General features: G+C 73.1%; 14 protein-coding genes. 10 read left to right on the top strand and 4 right to left on the bottom strand.

Going from position 1 to position 18,385, the window contains the following annotated elements; all coding sequences use genetic code 11:
- Nucleotides 1-91 precede the first annotated feature (91 nt).
- From lpdA to M8330_RS04400, 4 genes are all read left to right on the top strand, one after another.
- Nucleotides 92-1,495, top strand: a complete 1,404-nt coding sequence (lpdA, locus tag M8330_RS04420) for a dihydrolipoyl dehydrogenase (protein WP_250826352.1) — start codon at nucleotides 92-94, stop codon at nucleotides 1,493-1,495.
- Between the two features lie 271 nt (nucleotides 1,496-1,766).
- Nucleotides 1,767-3,515: a 2-oxoglutarate dehydrogenase, E2 component, dihydrolipoamide succinyltransferase gene (gene sucB, locus M8330_RS04415; protein WP_250826351.1), complete on the top strand. Its 1,749-nt coding sequence runs from the start codon at nucleotides 1,767-1,769 to the stop codon at nucleotides 3,513-3,515.
- Nucleotides 3,516-3,784: 269 nt separating this feature from the next.
- Nucleotides 3,785-7,336 carry an ATP-binding cassette domain-containing protein gene (locus M8330_RS04405; protein ID WP_284704233.1) on the top strand — a complete coding sequence of 1,184 codons (3,552 nt, stop codon included), beginning with the start codon at nucleotides 3,785-3,787 and terminating at the stop codon, nucleotides 7,334-7,336.
- A 71-nt stretch (nucleotides 7,337-7,407) separates the two neighbouring features.
- The gene (locus tag M8330_RS04400) at nucleotides 7,408-8,313 is read left to right on the top strand and encodes a TIGR01777 family oxidoreductase (protein WP_250826350.1); all 906 of its coding nucleotides are present in this window, start codon (nucleotides 7,408-7,410) and stop codon (nucleotides 8,311-8,313) included.
- A 38-nt stretch (nucleotides 8,314-8,351) separates the two neighbouring features.
- Here M8330_RS04400 and M8330_RS04395 read toward each other — a convergent pair whose 3' ends face one another.
- Nucleotides 8,352-8,966, bottom strand: a complete 615-nt coding sequence (locus M8330_RS04395; RefSeq protein WP_250826349.1) for a hypothetical protein — start codon at nucleotides 8,964-8,966, stop codon at nucleotides 8,352-8,354.
- A 64-nt stretch (nucleotides 8,967-9,030) separates the two neighbouring features.
- Between M8330_RS04395 and lipB the strand changes: the two genes are divergently transcribed.
- The 5 genes from lipB to M8330_RS04370 all read left to right on the top strand — a co-directional run bounded on the left by lipB (nucleotide 9,031) and on the right by M8330_RS04370 (nucleotide 13,948).
- Nucleotides 9,031-9,813 carry a lipoyl(octanoyl) transferase LipB gene (lipB, locus tag M8330_RS04390; RefSeq protein WP_250826348.1) on the top strand — a complete coding sequence of 261 codons (783 nt, stop codon included), beginning with the start codon at nucleotides 9,031-9,033 and terminating at the stop codon, nucleotides 9,811-9,813.
- Between the two features lie 87 nt (nucleotides 9,814-9,900).
- Nucleotides 9,901-10,932, top strand: coding sequence for an ABC transporter ATP-binding protein (locus tag M8330_RS04385; RefSeq protein WP_250826347.1), 1,032 nt, complete (start codon nucleotides 9,901-9,903; stop codon nucleotides 10,930-10,932).
- Nucleotides 10,929-11,939 (top strand): ABC transporter permease subunit, encoded by a 1,011-nt coding sequence (locus M8330_RS04380; RefSeq protein ID WP_250826346.1) that lies wholly within the window; start codon nucleotides 10,929-10,931, stop codon nucleotides 11,937-11,939. Before M8330_RS04385 ends, M8330_RS04380 begins: the two co-directional genes overlap by 4 nt.
- 179 nt (nucleotides 11,940-12,118) lie before the next feature.
- Nucleotides 12,119-13,111: a lipoyl synthase gene (gene lipA, locus M8330_RS04375; RefSeq protein ID WP_250057128.1), complete on the top strand. Its 993-nt coding sequence runs from the start codon at nucleotides 12,119-12,121 to the stop codon at nucleotides 13,109-13,111.
- A gap of 132 nt (nucleotides 13,112-13,243) precedes the next feature.
- Nucleotides 13,244-13,948 carry a DUF4191 domain-containing protein gene (locus tag M8330_RS04370; RefSeq protein ID WP_250826345.1) on the top strand — a complete coding sequence of 235 codons (705 nt, stop codon included), beginning with the start codon at nucleotides 13,244-13,246 and terminating at the stop codon, nucleotides 13,946-13,948.
- 101 nt (nucleotides 13,949-14,049) lie between these two features.
- Here M8330_RS04370 and M8330_RS04365 read toward each other — a convergent pair whose 3' ends face one another.
- The 3 genes from M8330_RS04365 to M8330_RS04355 form a co-directional block, all read right to left on the bottom strand.
- Nucleotides 14,050-14,865 carry a hypothetical protein gene (locus M8330_RS04365; RefSeq protein WP_250826344.1) on the bottom strand — a complete coding sequence of 272 codons (816 nt, stop codon included), beginning with the start codon at nucleotides 14,863-14,865 and terminating at the stop codon, nucleotides 14,050-14,052.
- Nucleotides 14,866-14,875: 10 nt separating this feature from the next.
- Complete coding sequence (locus M8330_RS04360; RefSeq protein WP_250826343.1) at nucleotides 14,876-15,730, bottom strand: hypothetical protein; 855 nt, start codon at nucleotides 15,728-15,730, stop codon at nucleotides 14,876-14,878.
- A 178-nt stretch (nucleotides 15,731-15,908) separates the two neighbouring features.
- A complete protein-coding gene (locus M8330_RS04355) occupies nucleotides 15,909-16,313 on the bottom strand; it encodes an RDD family protein (protein WP_250826342.1) in 405 nt (134 codons plus the stop codon).
- A gap of 219 nt (nucleotides 16,314-16,532) precedes the next feature.
- Between M8330_RS04355 and glnA the strand changes: the two genes are divergently transcribed.
- Nucleotides 16,533-17,954: a type I glutamate--ammonia ligase gene (gene glnA, locus M8330_RS04350; protein ID WP_250056900.1), complete on the top strand. Its 1,422-nt coding sequence runs from the start codon at nucleotides 16,533-16,535 to the stop codon at nucleotides 17,952-17,954.
- Nucleotides 17,955-18,385: the final 431 nt, after the last annotated feature.

The following is an 18,385-nucleotide window of genomic DNA, read 5'->3' as shown; positions in this document are numbered from 1 at the left end:
GCGCCCCCCGGAGGCAGGTGGACAGCCGCCCGTGAGGTGGCAGGATGGCGGCGCACGGGCGCAACGAGGCGTCTCGTGGGGAAGGACAGGTGTGACCGGGACCGACGTCGACGTGCTCATCCTCGGAGCAGGATCCGCGGGCTACGCCTGCGCCCTCCGAGCGGCCCAGCTCGGCCTGAGCGTGACGCTGGTCGAGGAGGCGAAGGTCGGCGGCACCTGCCTGCACGCCGGCTGCATCCCCACCAAGGCGCTGCTGCACGCCGCCGAGGTCGCCGACGCCGCGCGCGACGCCTCCTCCTTCGGCGTGCTGGCCACGCTCGAGGGCGTCGACATGGCCGGGGTGCACGCCTACAAGGACGGCGTGGTGGCCCGCCTCTTCGCCGGCCTCACCGGCCTGGTCCGCAGCCGCGGCATCACCGTCGTCGAGGGACGCGGCACGCTGACGGGCCCCCGTGAGGTCACCGTCGTCCGCACGGTCGACGGCGAGCAGCAGCGCACCAGGCTCACCGGCCGGGCCGTCGTCCTGGCCACCGGGTCGGCACCCACCGTGCTGCCGGGCATCGAGGTCGACGGCACCCACGTCCTCACCTCCGACGAGGCGCTGCGCCTCGACCGCGTGCCCACGTCCGCGATCGTGCTCGGCGGCGGCGTGATCGGCTGCGAGATGGCCAGCGCCTGGCGCTCCTTCGGCGCCGAGGTCACGATCGTGGAGGCCGCTCCGAGCCTGCTGCCCGCCGAGGAGCCCTCCAGCTCGGCCGCCCTGGCCCGTGCGTTCCGCAAGCGCGGCATCACCTCCCGCACCGGGGAGACCTTCCAGAGCGTGAAGCGCTCGGACGACGGCGTGGCGGTGACCCTCGAGGGCGGTGAGGTCCTGGAGGCCGAGGTGCTGCTCGTGGCCGTCGGCCGTCGGCCCGCCACCGCCGGGCTGGGCCTGGAGGACGTCGGCGTCGCCACCGAGCGCGGCTACGTGACCGTCGACGAGCGGTGCCGCACCTCCGTCGCGGGCGTCCACGCGCTGGGCGACATCGTGCCCGGGCTCCAGCTGGCCCACCGCGGCTTCGCCCAGGGCATCTTCCTCGCCGAGGAGCTCGCCGGGCTCTCCCCCGCACCCGTGGTCGAGGAGACCATCCCGCGGGTCACCTACTCCCACCCCGAGGTGGCGTCGGTCGGCCTCACCGAGGCCGCCGCGCGCGAGCGCTACGGGGACGACGCGGTGCAGACCCAGACCTACGACCTCGCCGGCAACGGCAAGAGCCAGATCCTGCGCACCTCCGGGCACGTCCGGCTCGTGCGCCGGATCGACGGGCCGGTGGTCGGCGTCCACCTCGTCGGCGAGCGCGTCGGCGAGCTGGTCGGCGAGGCGCAGGCCATCGTCGGCTGGGAGGCCCACCCCGAGGACGTGGCACCGCTGGTGCACGCCCACCCGACCCAGTCCGAGGCGCTGGGCGAGGCGCACCTCGCGCTCGCCGGGAAGCCGCTGCACGTCCATGGCTGAGACGCCCGGCCGGGTCCGCCCTCGGACTTCTGCCGACGCGCCGCAGCCCCGTCCGACATCCGAAACCAACTCTCGATACTGTTCGCCCAGCGGTGCATCGCGGTCGCACTCCGACCACCTGTTCGCTGGGCGGACCCCGCCGCGCGACACGTTGCGCTACGGGTGAACAATCGGGAACAACCGAGCCTGGCACGACCCTGTGGCAACCGGACCCGCGCGACGCGCACGGACCCGCGAGCACCGACACGAAACCGCGAGCGAAGGAATCGAATTGGCTACCGAAGTCAACCTCCCGGAACTGGGTGAGTCCGTCACCGAGGGCACCGTCACCCGCTGGCTGAAGCAGGTGGGCGACACGGTCGCCGTCGACGAGCCCCTGCTGGAGGTCTCCACCGACAAGGTCGACACCGAGATCCCCTCGCCCGTCGCCGGCACGCTCCTCGAGGTCAAGGTCAACGAGGACGACACCGTCGAGGTCGGCACCGTGCTCGCGCTCATCGGCGAGGAGGGCGAGGCCCCCACCGGCGGCGACGACGCCCCCGCCCCGAGCGAGGAGCCCGCCGCGGAGGAGGCGCCCGAGCCCGAGGCCGCTCCCGAGCCGGAGCCCGAGCCCGCCCCGGCGGCGCCCGCCGCGTCCGGTGGCTCCGGTGGTTCCGGCACCCCGGTGACCCTGCCCGAGCTGGGCGAGTCCGTCACCGAGGGCACCGTCACCCGCTGGCTCAAGCAGGTCGGTGACGAGGTCGCCGTCGACGAGCCGCTGCTGGAGGTCTCCACCGACAAGGTCGACACCGAGATCCCCTCGCCCGTCGCCGGCACCCTGCTCGAGATCAAGGTCAACGAGGACGACACCGTCGAGGTCGGCACCGAGCTGGCCCTCATCGGTGACGGCTCCGCCGCCCCGGCCGAGCCCGAGCCCACCCCGGAGCCGGAGCCCACCCCGGAGCCGGAGCCCGAGCCCACCCCGGAGCCCACCCCGGAGCCCGAGCCCGAGCCGGCCCCCGCCCCCGAGGCCCCGAAGGCCGCCCCCGCTCCCGAGGCCCCGAAGCCGGCCGCGCCGTCGGCCCCCGCCGCGTCCTCGGACTCCTCCGGCACGTACGTCACCCCGCTCGTGCGCAAGCTCGCCGCGCAGCACGGTGTCGACCTCGCGTCGGTCACCGGCTCCGGTGTCGGCGGTCGCGTGCGCAAGCAGGACGTCCTCGACGCGGCGGAGAAGGCGAAGGCCGCCGCGGCCGCGCCGGCACCCGCCGCCCCGTCCGCCGCTGCCCCGTCGGCACCGGCCGCCGCCGGCGTCCCGGTGACGCCGTCGCCGCTGCGTGGCACGACCGAGAAGATGTCGCGCCTGCGCAAGATCGTGGCCACGCGCATGAAGGAGTCCCTGGACACCTCCGCGCAGCTGACCCAGGTCGTCGAGGTCGACGTCACCAACATCGCCCGCCTGCGCACCGCGAAGAAGGACGAGTTCCTGGCCCGCGAGGGCGTCAAGCTCTCGTTCCTGCCGTTCTTCGCCAAGGCGGCCGTGGACAGCCTCAAGCAGCACCCGAAGCTGAACGCGACCATCGACGACGAGGCCGGCGAGGTGACCTACCACGACGTGGAGCACGTCGCCTTCGCGGTGGACACCGACAAGGGTCTGCTCACCCCGGTCGTGAAGGACGCGGGCGACCTGTCGATCGCCGGCCTGGCCAAGAAGATCGGCGACGTCGCGGGCCGCACCCGGACGAACAAGATCGGCCCCGACGAGCTGTCGGGCGGCACCTTCACCATCACCAACCTCGGCTCGGTCGGCGCCCTGTGGGACACCCCGATCATCAACCAGCCGCAGGTGGCCATCCTCGGCCCCGGTGCCGTGGTGAAGCGTCCGGTCGTCATCGACGACCCGAACCTCGGCGAGACCATCGCCGTGCGCCACATGGTCTACCTGGCCCTGACCTACGACCACCGGCTGGTGGACGGCGCCGACGCCGGCCGCTTCCTCTCGGAGGTCAAGAAGCGCCTCGAGTGCGGCGCGTTCGAGGTCTGAGCTGACCTAGCAGGCTGACACGAGTCCCCAGCGGCACACCCCGTGTGCCTCTGGGGACTCGGTCGTTCCGGACGCAGATGCCGTCCGAGCGCGACGCCTGTTCTGCCACGAGGATGGCGAGGTGACGACCGTGAGCGCAGCGAACGTCGGCGCCGAGGGCTCCGAGCGATGAACAGGGGTACAGCGCGAGGGCATGCGCCCGGAGGGCGCCCAGGTAAATCAAGAGGCGCCACGTCGGTGGTTCGTCGTACCTTCGGCTCATCGTGACCATGACTGCACCCCCCGCTACCGCTCCCTCCTCCGCTCCCACCCGGCCCACCCCCCCGGCCGGGCGTCGTCCGGTCGACTGGCGCCGTCTCCGCTCCCCGCTGGCCCTCGTGTGCCTGGTCGGGGCGTTCGTCGCCGCCGTCGGCACCTCCCTGTCCACCGTCTTCGCCGGCCGCCTGGCCGACGACCCCACCACGGGCTGGCTGTCCCTGCTGGCGCTGGCCGCCGTGGGCGCGGCCGTCGTCCAGACGATCGCCCGCACCGCCTGGGCGGGCGTCGTCGACCGGGCCGAGGGCCGCCTGCGCGCGGACCTCCTCCAGGCGGCCATCTCCCAGCCCCTGCCGGAGCTCTCCGAGCAGGCCGTCGGCGAGATCTACGACCGCCTGGACGACGACACCTGGGAGGTCGGCAACCTGCTGCGCCAGGGCGTCTGGCAGGCCGCCGCCACGTTCCTCGCGGCCGGGCCGCTGTGGGTGGTCGCGACCGTCACCTGGTGGCCCGCGTTCTTCCTGTTCCCGCTCACCGCCCTCGTGACGTTCGCGGCCGTGCGTCGCCTCCTGCCCGAGATCTCGCGCCGCAAGGTGCTGGAGGAGATGGCGTGGACGGACCACGCCGCCGCCATGGAGGAGGGCGTCGCCGCGCGCGACGACCTGCGCACCAGCCTGGGCCAGGCGCACGTGCTGCGCCGCTGCTCGGAGCTGGCCGCCACCGTGCACGCCCGCTTCGCCTCGATCGTCTCGCTGGAGAAGCGGGTCGGGCGTCGCTCGGGCGGCCTGCTGCACGGCCTGCTGGCGGGCGTGGGCGTGGTCGGTGTGGCCCTGGTGCTGGCCGGCGACCTGTCCACGGCCTCGCTGGTGACGCTGTTCCTGGTGACCACCACCTTCGTCGGCCAGGTCGACCAGCTGGCCCGGCACCTGCCGGACCTCCAGGCGGGCTTCGGCGCCGTCATCCGCCTGCGCGACCTGATGTCCGTGGCGCCGGAGCCGGACGGCGGCGACCCGGTGCCCGACGGCTCCCTCTCCCTGGAGCTGCGCGGCCTGCACTTCTCCTACGGCACCGGCACGTTCGCGCTGCGTGACGTCGACCTGACCGTGCCCGCCGGCACGACCTGCGCCCTCGTGGGCCGCACGGGCTCGGGCAAGTCGACCCTGGCCTCGCTGGTCTCCCGCGCGCTGGACCCCGAGCCGGGCTCGGTGCTGCTGGGCGGGCGCGACGTGCTCGAGCTGGACCTCCAGCAGCTGCGTGCCGGCGTCGGCGTCGTCACCCAGCGCACCGAGATCCTCGCGGGCACGCTCGCGGAGAACATCGCCCTGTTCTCGGACGTGCCCCGCGCCGAGGTCGAGGCCGCGGTGGCCGAGCTCGCGCTGGACGGCTGGGTCGCGGGCCTCCCGCAGGGCCTGGACACCCCGCTGGGCCCGGGCGGCGCCACGCTGTCGGCCGGCGAGGAGCAGCTGGTGGCGTTCGCGCGCCTGCTGGTCCGCGACGTCCAGGTCGTCGTCCTCGACGAGGCCACGGCCCGGATGGACCCGGTGACCGAGGCCCGCGTCGTGCGCGCCTCCGACCGGCTGCTGGTGGGCCGCACGGGCATCCTCATCGCGCACCGTCTGTCCACGACCGAGCGCGCCGAGCAGGTGGCGGTCCTCGAGGCCGGCACGGTCGTGCAGAACGGCCCGCGCACGGTGCTGGCCGAGCAGCCGGGCCCGTTCCGCGACCTCCTGGAGGCCGCCGCGCACGCCCAGCCGGACGCCGCCGGGGCCGCCGAGGCGGCCCGGGTCGCGACCGACTCGGGCACCGCGGACGAGGACGGCACGCCCGGCATCGGCACCGCGCGGCGCGTGGGTGTCGCCCCGGAGCCGCCGGCCGTCGCCCCGGTCCCCCGCCTGGCGCGGGCGACCTGGTCGGCGCTGACCATCGAGCCGCAGTGGGGCCTGTTCGGCATGCTGCTGTTCGCGGTCTCCGCGATGACCGGCGCCTTCGGCGTCGTCACCGCCTGGATCTGGGGCCACCTGGTCACCGACCTCCAGGGCGGGGCGTCCCCGTGGCGCCTGCTCGTCGCGCTGGTCGCCTCGCTGATGGTCTCCCCGTTCCTGCTGGCCCACGCCTTCGGCGTGTACCCCCGCTGGTGGGTCGCGGTGATGATGCGCGTGCGCGGCTCGGTGCTCCACGGCCAGACCACGCAGCACCGCCTGCTGCGCACCCCGCCCGGCGAGGCGGTGGCGCGCGCCATGGACGCCGACCGCCTGGCCCGCTACGCCGACCGCTGGGTCGACTTCGTCAACGGCCTGGCGATCGTGGTCGTGACGATGGTGCTGTCGTGGAACGTCTTCACCGGCCTCGTGCTGCTCGCGGTCATGGTCGTCTCGGCGGTCGCCTCGTCCTTCGGACGACGGGTGGCCGGCCGCTCGGCCGCCGCCTCCTCCGCCGCGCGGGCCGGCTTCGGTCGGTCCCTGGTCTCGGCGCTGGAGTCGATCCGCACCGTGAAGCTCGCGGCAGCCACGCCGCAGGTGCACCGGCACCTGGAGAAGGTCGACTCCGGCCGCGTCGACGCGGCGGTGCGCGAGCACCGCGTGCAGGCGCTGCTGGACGGCGTCCCGATCGTCATGGTGCAGGGCGGCATCGTGGCCGCCTGGGCCGCCTACGTCTGGGGCGGCTGGGGCCTGGCCACGGCCCTGCTCGTGGCGAACGCGGTCAACGGCTTCGACTGGTTCGGCCGGGTCGCCGGCTCCGTCGTGACCGAGGCACCGGGGACGGCGGCGTGGTACCGCGAGACCAGCCGGCTGGCCGGCGGCGGGGACCTGATGGACCAGCCTGCCGGGGTCGACCTCATCACCGGCGCCGCGCCCGCCCCCGCCCACGGCGTGACGGACCGGCTGACCGAGCTGGAGGTGCGTGACCTGACCGCCGTCCACGACGACGGCACGATCGGCGTCAGTGGCGTCGACCTCACGGTGCGCCGCGGTGAGCTGGTGCTGCTGCTGGGCCAGGTCGGCTCGGGCAAGTCCAGCCTGCTGGGCGCGCTCGCGGGGCTCGTGCACTCGACCGGGCAGGTCACCTGGAACGGCACGGCACTGACCGACCGCCAGACCGAGCTGCGCCCCGGGCGCGTGGCGCACGTGGCCCAGGTGCCGCGCGTCCTGTCGGGCACGTTCACCGGCAACATCGCCCTGGACCACGCCGACCGCCAGGTCGCCCCGGCCGTCGCGACGGCTCGCCTGGAGCGGGACGTCGCCGAGGCCGGCGGACCGGACTCGCTCGTCGGCCACCGCGGCGTCCGGCTCTCGGGCGGGCAGGTGCAGCGCCTCGCGCTGGCCCGTGCGCTCGCGTGCGAGGCCGAGGTGCTGCTGGCCGACGACGTGTCCTCCGCCCTGGACGCCGCGACCGAGATCGAGCTGTGGGAGGCCCTGCGCGAGCGGGGCGCCACGGTGATCGGTGCGACGTCGAAGACGGCGGCGCTGGCCCGGGCCGACCAGGTCGTGGTCGTCGCCGGTGGCACCGTGGCGGCCGCCGGCCCGTGGTCGGAGCTCTCCCGGGACTGGTCGCACCTGGCGGGCTGACGCCCGGGCCGATGGGCCCGCGCACCTGCTGGGTGACCTGACCGGGGCGCCGGCGGTGGCACGCTGCGAGCATGAGCTTGCACGTGGTCATCGCCGGCGCCTCCGGCTTCCTCGGCACGCACCTGACCGAGCGGCTGCGCGCCCGGGGGCACGAGGTCACCCACCTCGTCCGACACCCCACGCAGGAGCCCGGCGAGGCGTCGTGGGACCCCTACGGGGACGTCTACCCCCCGGCGCTGATCGAGGCGGCGGACGTGGTGGTGAACCTGGCCGGGGCGCCGCTGATCGGCAACCCGCACTCGCAGAAGTGGGCCGACGCGGTGCTCGAGAGCCGGGTGACGACGACCCGCCTGCTCGCCTCGGCGATCGCCCGCAGCGACCGCAAGCCCGCCTTCATGGCCGGCAGCGGCGTGAGCATCTACGGCGACCACGGCGACACCGTGCTGACCGAGGCCTCCGACAGCCGCGGGCACGCGTTGCTCACCGAGGTGGCACGCCAGTGGGAGGCCGCCACCCAGCCGGCCGAGGACGCCGGCGCCCGCGTCGTCCGCCTGCGCACCTCCCCCGTGATGGACCGGCGCAGCGCCCCGCTGGCGCAGCTGCGCCTGCTCTTCTCCCTGGGGCTGGGTGCCCGGCTCGGCTCCGGCGAGCAGCACATGGCGATGATCTCCCTGCGCGACTGGGTCGACGCCGTCGTCCACCTGGCCGAGCACGAGCAGGCCTCGGGCCCGGTCAACCTGGTCAGCGCCGTGACACCCACCAACGCCGAGTTCACCCGCGCCCTCGCGCACGCGCTGCACCGGCCCGCGGTGGTCTTCGCCCCGGCTCCGGTGATGAAGGTGGCCGCGGGTCGCCTCGCACCCGAGCTGCTCGGCTCGCTGAACCTGCGACCCGCCGCGCTCGAGGCCCTCGGCTTCACGCACCGCGACCCCGACGTCGCGGCGGTGCTGGCCGCCGGGCTGGCCGCCGCCGACTGACGCAGCACGACACAGGCTGACACCGGGCGGGCCCTGGCTCAGCGCACCCCGCGCACCCGCCACTCCCCCGCTCCGCGCACCAGGGTCACCACGCTGGTGCTGGGGCGGCTGGTCGGCAGCGACTGACCGGTCGCCTCACCGGTGTCGATCCGCTCCACGGAACCGGCGGCGACCCGGTCGGTGACCCGCAGCCGCACGAGCCGCGGCGAGACCCGCAGCGCCGAGACGCTCAGCACCTGGGTGCTCAGCCCGGCGACCCGCAGCCCCCGGTCCTGCCAGGCCCGCAGCATCGCCACGTCCTGGCTGCCCGTGGGCGACCCGCGCGTGTAGAGCCGCTCGAGCGTCACCGGGTCGGCGGCGGCCCAGGCGACGGCGCGGCGTCGGTCCCAGCCCCGCAGCAGGGCGAGCGCTCGTCGGTCCTCGCTGGTGTCGGCCACCGGCGTGGTCGTGGCCGACGGCGCCACCACCGGGCTGGGGGTGGTCGCTCCGACGCCCAGGAGCCGCACGCCCACGGCGAGCGCCACGGTCGTCACCGCGACGACGAGGGCGCCCAGCCCCACCAGGAGCGGCAGCGGCAGGGAGCGCGGCGGGAGCAGGCGGGTCGAGGGCGGGCGGGTGGACGGGGCGCGGTGGTGCGTCTCGGTCGGGTGCACCCCCTCGTCCTACCCGCGACGACGGGGTCGGCGGCCGTCGTCCACAGGCGTATCGTCTGCGCCCATGAGCACCGACGCCCTGGCCAGCACGACCACCGCGCCCGGCCGCCAGGTCGCCTTCGAGGTCGCGGGCCTCGGCGACGAGGCGGTCGGCTACCTCGACGCCTGGGAGCTCCAGCGTCGCGTGCACGCGGAGGTCGTGGCCGGCGAGCGGCCCGACACCGTGCTCCTGCTCGAGCACCCGCCCACGTTCACGGCGGGCAAGCGCACCGAGCCGCACGAGCGTCCGGTGGACGCCGGCGGCGCACCCGTCGTGGACGTCGACCGCGGCGGCAAGATCACCTTCCACGGCCCCGGCCAGCTGGTGGCCTACCCGATCGTCCGCCTGCCCGACCACGTGCTGGTCGTCGACTTCGTCCGTCGGATGGAGGAGGCCATGCTGCGCGCGTGCGCCGACCTCGGCGTGGTGGCCGGCCGTGTCGACGGCCGCTCGGGCGCCTGGCTGTCGGCCTCCGAGCGCGGCCCGGAGCGCAAGGTCGGCGCGATCGGCATCCGCGTCTCCCACGGCGTGACGATGCACGGCATCGCGGTGAACTGCGACGTCGACCTGGCCTGGTTCGACCGGTTCGTGCCGTGCGGCATCGCGGACGCCGGGGTCACCTCGCTCTCCTCCGAGCTCGACCGCGACGTGAGCGTCCACGACCTGCTCCCGGTGCTGCGCGAGCGGCTGGCCGAGATGCTGGCCTGGCAGCCGTACGAGCCCACCCCGGACGCGGGTCCGCCTGCCCCGTGCGCCCCCGGGGGCGTGCCCCGCGTCGAGGTGCTGCGCCCGGGCTCGTCCGCCTGATCGGCCCAGGCACCGTCCTTCAGGGGACATCTGGACACCTCGGCGCGGCATACCCGGTATGCACGTGAGGCGTGCCACGCTGCGCTGGTGACCACCACCGCACCCGCGACGGGCGCTCCCGTCATCGAGACGCACGGCCTGCGCAAGGTCTACCGCGGCCGCAAGGGCACCCACGTGGCCGTCGCGGACCTCGACCTCCTCGTCCCCGCCGGCGGGGTGCACGGCTTCCTCGGGCCCAACGGCTCGGGCAAGACCACGACCATCCGCATGCTGCTCGGGCTGGCCCGCCCCACGTCCGGCTCGATGAGGCTGTTCGGCGAGGAGGTGCCCGCGCGGCTGCCCGCGGTCATCGGCCGCGTCGGCGCCGTCGTGGAGTCACCGAAGTTCTCCCCCAACCTGACCGGCCGGCAGAACCTGCGCCTGCTCTCCCGCTCCATCGGCGTGCCCGACGAGCGGGTCGAGCGTGCGGTGGCCACGGTGGGGCTCACCGGGCGCGAGAAGGACCGCTACAAGGGCTACTCCCTCGGCATGAAGCAGCGCCTGGCGATCGCGGCGACCCTGCTGAAGGACCCGGCCCTGCTCATCCTCGACGAGCCCACCAACGGGCTGGACCCCGCGGGCATCCGGGAGGTGCGCGACACCATCACCGGCCTGGGCGAGCAGGGCGTCACCGTGCTGCTGAGCAGCCACATCCTCGCCGAGGTCCAGCAGGTCTGCTCCTCGGCCACCATCGTCGGCCGCGGTCGGCTGCTCGCCTCCGGGCGCGTCGAGGACCTCCTCGGCGCGGTCACCCGGCACCGGGTCACCCTCACGCCGGGCACGCACGAGGCCGGCACCCACGAGGCCGGCACCCACGAGGCGGCGCGGTCCGCCGCCGGCGTCCTCACGTCCGCGGGCCTGCCCTGCGAGGTCCAGGACGACGGCAGCCTGCTGGTCACCGCGGAGGACCCGACCATCGTCACCCGCACCCTGGGCGAGGCGGGCACCTGGCTGGCGTCCCTGGCCCCGGTCAAGCGCGACCTCGAGGACCTGTTCCTGGAGGTGACCGCCGGGCAGGGCCCCGGCATGGACATGCCACCGGACTGGTCGGGCGCCGAGCAGGGCGGGGCGGCGCGATGAACGGCTCGTGGCTGCCCCTGCTGCGCGCCGAGGTCGATCGGCTGCGGTGGCGACGTGCCGTGCTGCTGCTGGTGCTGGGCGCCGTCGTGGTCACCGCGTTCACGTTCACGGTGACGGCCTGGGACACGCGACCGGTCAGCGACGAGGAGGTCGCGGAGGTCAGGCAGACCACCTACGTGGTCTCGGAGATCGACCAGTGCACCGCCCACCCCCGCCGCTACCTGGGTCCGCGTGCCCGTGGGCTCGACGCCGACGAGGCTGCCCGGACCTGCGAGGAGCTGGTGCTCGGCTGGTACTCCGGTCGCCCGACGCTGGACGTCGCCTCCGAGCTGGGCAACGGCTTCATCGCGTGCACGGTCTTCGTCGTCCTCCTGCTGCTCCTCATGGGCGCCACGTTCGCGGGCCACGACTGGAGCACAGGCTCGATGAGCAACCAGCTGCTCTACGAGACGCGCCGCACCCGCGTCTGGCTGGCCAAGGCGCTGGTCGTCGGCGTCGCCGGCCTCGTCGTCTCCGCGGTGCTGCTCGGCGCGCTCTGGGGAGGCCTCCTGCTGCTCGCCTCGAGCCGCGACCTGCCCGTGCCGGACGCGGTGGTGGCCGACGGCTGGGCCCAGGTGGCCCGCACGGCCGTCGCCGCGGCGCTGGCGACCCTGCTGGGGTTCGCGCTCGCGATGCTCTTCCGCAGCACGGTGGCCACCATCGCGGTGCTGTTCGCCCTCGCGGTGAGCACCGGCGGCCTGGTCGCCGCCGCGGGCCTGTTCTCGGAGTCCAGCCGCTGGGACCCGGTCACGAACATCGCCGCGCTGGTCGAGGGCAGCGCCAGCTACTACGTCGACGAGGGCCTCGACCGTGAGTGCTACACCTCCTACGGCGAGGTGCGGGGCAGGCTGCCCGGCTGCGACCCGGAACGCACCGTGGGGGCCGTCCAGGGCGGTCTGTACACCGGCCTCGGGGTGGTCGTCGTCGGCGCTGCGTCGGTGCTCGTCCACCGGCGGCGAGACGTCTGAGCCGTATCCGACACCTGTAGACGGACGTTCGAGGCCCGCCTGGTTCGGTGGGCGGACACGCGGCACGTAGGCTGGGAGACGTGACGCAGGCACCGAGCACCCCCGCCAGCACGCCCTCCACGAGCACCACCCCCCGCGCCGGGGGCGGGTGCGGCCCCGCGCCGTCGTCCTCGGCCAACGTGGACGCCGGCGGCCGCAAGCTGCTCCGCATCGAGGCCCGCAACGCCGAGGTCCCGATCGAGCGCAAGCCGGAGTGGATCAAGACCCGCGCGAAGATGGGCCCGCAGTACAAGGAGCTCCAGGGGCTGGTGAAGGGCGAGGGCCTGCACACCGTCTGCCAGGAGGCCGGCTGCCCCAACATCTTCGAGTGCTGGGAGGACCGCGAGGCCACGTTCCTCATCGGCGGCGAGCAGTGCACCCGACGCTGCGACTTCTGCCAGATCGACACCGGCAAGCCGTCCCCGCTGGACCGTGACGAGCCCCGCCGCGTCGCCGAGTCCGTGCGCACCATGGGGCTGCGGTACTCGACGATCACCGGCGTCGCGCGCGACGACCTCGAGGACGGCGGCGCCTGGCTGTACGCCGAGACGGTCCGCCAGATCCACGAGCTCAACCCGGGCACCGGCGTCGAGAACCTGATCCCCGACTTCAACGGCAAGCCCGACCTCCTGGCGCAGGTCTTCGAGTCCCGCCCCGAGGTGCTGGCGCACAACGTGGAGACGGTGCCGCGCATCTTCAAGCGCATCCGCCCCGCGTTCCGCTACGAGCGCTCGCTGGACGTCATCACCCAGGCCCGGGACTTCGGCCTCGTCACCAAGTCGAACCTCATCCTCGGCATGGGCGAGACCCGCGAGGAGGTCAGCCAGGCGCTCGTCGACCTCCACGAGGCCGGCTGCGAGCTCATCACCATCACCCAGTACCTGCGGCCCTCCAAGCGCCACCACCCCGTCGAGCGCTGGGTGAAGCCGCAGGAGTTCGTGGAGCTCAAGGACGAGGCGGACGAGATCGGCTTCTCCGGCGTCATGTCCGGCCCGCTCGTGCGCTCCTCCTACCGCGCCGGCCGCCTCTACCAGCAGGCGATGGCCGCGCGGGGCGAGCACGACGTGCAGCTCGGCGGCCCGGCCGCCGGCGTCCGTGAGGGTGCCGTGCAGGAGCCGACCACCGCGGGCTGAACCGCCCCACCCTGACGTAAGATCGAACGTCGGCGCAGCCTCTCCTCCCGCTCGGGGTCGGACGAGGCCCCGCGCCGAGCCCGCGCCGGACCCGGCGCCGGGAGGAAGACGACGAGCGAGGCACGCCACCAGATGGCCAACACGAACCCGGCGTCGATGGGCCGGATCAAGCAGTTCATCGAGACCTACAAGGTCACCAAGCGCAACGACCCGCTGATCGGCCTGTGGCTGCTGCTCGGCTTCGTGGTCGGCGGCGCGATCGGCTTCGGCCTGTTCTGGCTGCTGCCCGGCTCGGGCGTGCTGGACTGGATCTTCGGCGTCCTCGGCGGCCTGATCTTCGGCATCCTCACGGCGCTGATCATCTTCAGCCGCCGTGCGCAGACCTCGGCCTACGCCCAGATGGAGGGCCAGGTCGGCGCGGCCGCCGCCGCGCTCACCATGCTCCGCAAGGGCTGGGTGACCACCCCGGCCGTCGGCTTCACCAAGCAGCAGGACGTCGTCCACCGCGTCGTGGGCCCCCCGGGCATCGTCCTGGTCGGCGAGGGCAACCCGAGCCGCCTCAAGGCGCTGCTGGCCAACGAGCGCAAGAAGCACGAGCGCGTGGCCTACGAGGTGCCGGTCGAGGAGATCGTCGTCGGCCGCGAGGCCGGCCAGACCCCGCTGCCGAAGCTGGTCGGCGTGCTGCAGAAGAAGAAGCGCGCGCTCAAGCCGGCCGAGATGACCGCCGTGCTGAACCGGCTCAAGGCCCTCGACGCCAGCCGCCCCGCCGTCCCCATGCCGCGCGGCCCGGTGCCGACGTCCATGAAGGGCGTGCGCGGCAACATGCGCGGCCGCTGAGCCGGCACCGTCACTTCCGCCCCTCGTGGGCAGACAGAAGCCCCCGCACTCCGAGCGAGCACGGGGGCTTCGTCGTGTTGGACGGTGCCGGGCGGGTCGCCTCAGTCGACGGCGACCGCGCCCGCGGGAGCGTCCACGGTGACCTTGCCGGCCCGGAAGGCGTACAGGCTCACGACCTGGCCGGCGTCCTGGAGCGTCACGCTGACCAGGTCGCCGCGCCGGTCGAGGTGGACGTAGACGGTGACCTCACCGCTGAGGCCGGAGGCGCGGAGGGCGCCGGCCGGCCCGGCAACCTTCAGGATCGACTCCCAGGTGCTGGTGAGCTCCAGCTCCCGGACCTGGACGGCCTTCCCGTCGATCGTGTCGGTCGTGGCGCCGTGGTCGACGACGGCGGAGGCGGTCTGCGCGGTCGCCGTGGTGATCGCGCTGCCGTTGAAGATCGCGATCGGCGGCAGCAGGTCGGCTCCCGTGGCCCCGCTCAGGGAGGTCGACGCCCAGACGCCCTGGGACTCCGGCGCCCGCAGGTAGAGGGTGTCGCCCACGCGGGTGACCTCCGTGGCGTCCCCGGTGGGGTCCAGGACCACGGCCACGCGCGCGTCGGACCCCGTGCCCTGCACGTCGACCTCGACGAAGCGCTGTACCCCACCCTCGACGTAGGAGCCGGAGTAGTGGGCGCTCGCGGGGACGGCTGCCTTCAGCTCCTTCTTCGCTGACGCCAACAGCTGCTCGGGCGAGGGCGACTCCTCGACCTCGGCGACGACCTCGGTCGTCTCCTCGGCGCCGGCCGAGGCCGACGTCGGCGCTGCGGCGTCCTCGGCGGACTCGCTGCCGCCGGAGCAGGCGGACAGCACGAGAGCCAGGGGCAGGAGGACGGAGGCTGTGGCCAGTCCGGTGCGGCGCAGCGGGCGCGTGCTCATCGTCGGTACCTCAGTCCAGCTTGAAGGCGTTGGCCGGCGCCGGCTCGGGGGTGACCTTGCCCCAGCCCGAGAGCTGGAAGCGGGACGTCGCGCCGACCACGTCGGACTCGACCCACACGATGCGGCCCCGCGGGTCGTAGCCCACGGTCGCGCTGACCTCGTCGTCCACCGTCTCGGCGACGTCGGCGGCGACGTACCCGATCGCGTCCATCACCGCCGCGCCCGGGGCCGTGAACCGCCACTGGTGGACCGTCACCAGGTCGTCCCCGATGGTCATCACGTTGCTGCCCTCGTCCGAGACGGAGTCCGCGGTGGCGGCCACGGCCCGCAGCTGGCCCAGCACGTCGACGGAGACGAGGAACTCGGAGCCCTGCACCGTCGCCGAGTCCAGCGCCGAGGAGGTCCAGGCGGGCTCGGACGTCGGGGGGAGGGCGTAGAACGTCCCGTCCGCGACCCGGAAACCGACCTCACCATCGACGTCCTCCATGCCGGTGACGACCCCGGAGGCACGCGTGGCCGCCCCCTTGCCGGCGAGCAGCACCGTGCCGCTCCACTCCGGCGAGTAGTACAGCGTGAAGTCGGCACGCACGCTGCTGGGCACGGCCGCCTTCAGCTCCTTCGTGGCCGCCGCGAGCTCCTGCTCGGGCGACGTCGACTCCTCGACCTCAGCGACGGCCTCGGCCGTCTCCTCGGCGCCGGGGCTGGCGGTGGCGGAGGCCGGCTCAGCGGCGTCCTCGGCGGACTCGCTGCCACCGGAGCAGGCGGTCAGCGTCAGGGCGAGAGGCAGGACGGCGGCAGCGGCCAGGGCCCGCAGGGCCGGGCGTCGCGCGCCTGCGCGCAGGGGCAGGGTGGTGCGGTGGTTCACGGTGGTCCCGTCTGTGTGGTGGTCCGAACGGCCACGGGGCAGCACCGAGAGCGGCCACCCGGAGGCCTCGCGGGACGCTACCGGCCGGGTTGCACGACAGCTGCTGCAAAAGGCAACGATCCGGTCACGACCACCACACCCTGACGGGTGCCCGTCGGTCCGTCTCGGTGAACGGTCGTCAGCGTCCGCTGATCGAGCGGAAGGTGCCGAGCTCGACGACGGCGGAGCCGACCGCCAGGTCGTGCAGGCCCCGGCCGTCCGGCTTGAACACGAGCGGCGGGATGACGAGCGCGACCAGCAGCTGGCGGCCGATCGCCGGCAGGAGCGTGAGGGGTCGCCCGCCGCCGTCCACCCTGACGACGCGCAGGCGGGTGACCAGCTGACCGAACGACCCTCCCGCGGTGGCGCACATGACGGCGGACTCCAGCACGAACACGCCGAGCACGACGAAGCCGGACGCCTGGGAGGCGTTCGCGCCGTAGACCGGCATGAAGATGCCCGTGACCAGCAGGCAGGCGATCCAGTCGACCGCCAGGGCCAGCATCCGACGTGGCCACGTGGCGGTCTCGAACCCAAGGTGCACGCCCCTCACCCTAGAGTGAGCCCGGTGCTCGACCGCGACGGCGGGGGCCGCACCTGACCTGAAACGGGCTGTTACATCCGTGACACAAAACCGATACGGTCACGAAACGGTCCCGCTCGTAGGGTTGGGCCCAATCGTCGGTGGCAACGGCGCCACGGGCTGTCCACTCTCTATACGTATGGTCGGCTGCCCTCGGAACGGACAGCCACAGGAGGACGTATGTTCAGCAGTGACGATGAGCTGATGCAGTTCATCAAGGACGAGGGCGTCGAGTTCGTCTCGGTTCGCTTCGTCGACCTCCCCGGCATCATGCAGCACCTCACCGTGCCGGTGTCGTCGTTCAACCTCGACCCCATGGCGTTCGACGGCTCGTCGATCCGCGGGTTCCAGGCCATCAACGAGTCCGACATGGCCCTGTACCCGGACATCTCCACGGCCTACATCGACCCGTTCCGCAAGTCGAAGACGCTGGCGCTGCTCTACTTCGTGCACGACCCGATCACGGGCGAGGCCTACTCCCGCGACCCGCGCAACATCGCGCGCAAGGCGCTGGCGTACCTGGCCACCACCGGCATCGGCGACACCGCCTACTTCGCCCCCGAGGCCGAGTTCTTCATCTTCGACTCGGTGAAGTTCTCCACCGGGATGAACGAGTCCTTCTACAAGGTCGAGTCCTTCGAGGGCGTCTGGAACTCCGGCGCGGACACCGACCCCGACGGTTCCCCGAACCGCGGCTACAAGGTCCGCCAGAAGGGTGGCTACTTCCCGGTCACGCCGACCGACGGCACGCAGGACCTGCGTGACGACATGGTCAAGAACCTCGAGAAGGTCGGCCTGCTCGTCGAGCGCGCCCACCACGAGGTCGGCACCGCGGCCCAGGCCGAGATCAACTACAAGTTCGACACCCTGCTCAAGGCTGCCGACGATGTCATGAAGTTCAAGTACATCGTCCGCAACACCGCGTGGGAGGCCGGCAAGTCGGTCACCTTCATGCCGAAGCCCGTCTTCGGTGACAACGGTTCGGGCATGCACGTCCACCAGTCGATCTGGGAGAACGGCGAGCCGCTCTTCTACGACGAGAAGGGCTACGGCGGCCTGTCCGACATGGCCCGCTGGTACATCGGCGGCATCCTGAAGCACGCCGCCTCGGTGCTGGCGTTCACCAACCCCACGGTGAACTCCTTCCACCGCCTGGTGCCGGGCTTCGAGGCCCCGATCTCCCTGGTGTACTCCTCGCGCAACCGCTCCGCGGCCGTGCGTATCCCGATCACGGGCACCAACCCCAAGGCGAAGCGCATCGAGACCCGCTTCCCCGACCCGTCATCGAACCCGTACCTCGCCTTCTCGGCGCTGCTGCTGGCCGGCATCGACGGCATCAAGAACAAGATCGAGCCGCCCGCTCCGATCGACAAGGACATCTACGAGCTCCCGCCGGACGAGAAGGCCGAGATCGACCAGGTCCCGACCTCCCTCGACGCCGTGCTCGTGGCCCTCGAGAACGACCACGCCTTCCTCACCGAGGGCGGTGTCTTCACCGAGGACCTCATCGAGATGTGGATCGAGTGGAAGCGCGAGAACGAGATCCTGCCCGTGCAGCTGCGGCCGCACCCGCACGAGTTCGAGCTCTACTACGACATCTGATTTCTGGGCCTCCCGGTTGTTGAGCAGGTCGCCCTGCGACTGTCTCGAAACCACCTCTGACCTGCAGAAACGCTGAGATGTCCATCGTGGACGTGTACGGCTGACAACGGCCCTGAACGGCTGTCTACGGCCCGCACGTGTACCCGATGTGTACCGCAACCGTCGGCCCCGGCCTCCTCGTGAGGTCGGGGCCGACGGCGTTTGCGGGCTTGAAGTGAGACCGGCAACTCGCAACCTCGTGACCACTCGACTCGCTCACGCATGACCACAGTTGGTACGTCGAGCGACGTGACGTGAGCGAGGCGACGAGGGTGCTGCACATCGGCCCTACGGGAATCCTCTAGTAGCCCAGAATGACGCACAAAACGGACGCTCAAGAGTTGAACGATGCGTTGCTTCCATGCGAGACAATCTCGGTGAGCGACGAAACT

The sequence above is a fragment of the Nocardioides bruguierae genome (assembly GCF_023656415.1).
Lineage (GTDB): Bacteria > Actinomycetota > Actinomycetes > Propionibacteriales > Nocardioidaceae > Nocardioides > Nocardioides bruguierae.
Note: the sequence above shows the minus strand (reverse complement) of the source record. Positions and strands in the feature narration are given on the sequence as shown.

Coding starts and splice junctions, on each gene's coding strand:
- M8330_RS04405 (WP_284704233.1), top strand. CDS start 3,785: ATGACTGCACCCCCCGCTACCGCTCCCTCCTCCGCTCCCACCCGGCCC.
- M8330_RS04400 (WP_250826350.1), top strand. CDS start 7,408: ATGAGCTTGCACGTGGTCATCGCCGGCGCCTCCGGCTTCCTCGGCACG.
- lipB (WP_250826348.1), top strand. CDS start 9,031: ATGAGCACCGACGCCCTGGCCAGCACGACCACCGCGCCCGGCCGCCAG.
- M8330_RS04380 (WP_250826346.1), top strand. CDS start 10,929: ATGAACGGCTCGTGGCTGCCCCTGCTGCGCGCCGAGGTCGATCGGCTG.
- M8330_RS04370 (WP_250826345.1), top strand. CDS start 13,244: ATGGCCAACACGAACCCGGCGTCGATGGGCCGGATCAAGCAGTTCATC.
- M8330_RS04365 (WP_250826344.1), bottom strand. CDS start 14,865: ATGAGCACGCGCCCGCTGCGCCGCACCGGACTGGCCACAGCCTCCGTC.
- glnA (WP_250056900.1), top strand. CDS start 16,533: ATGTTCAGCAGTGACGATGAGCTGATGCAGTTCATCAAGGACGAGGGC.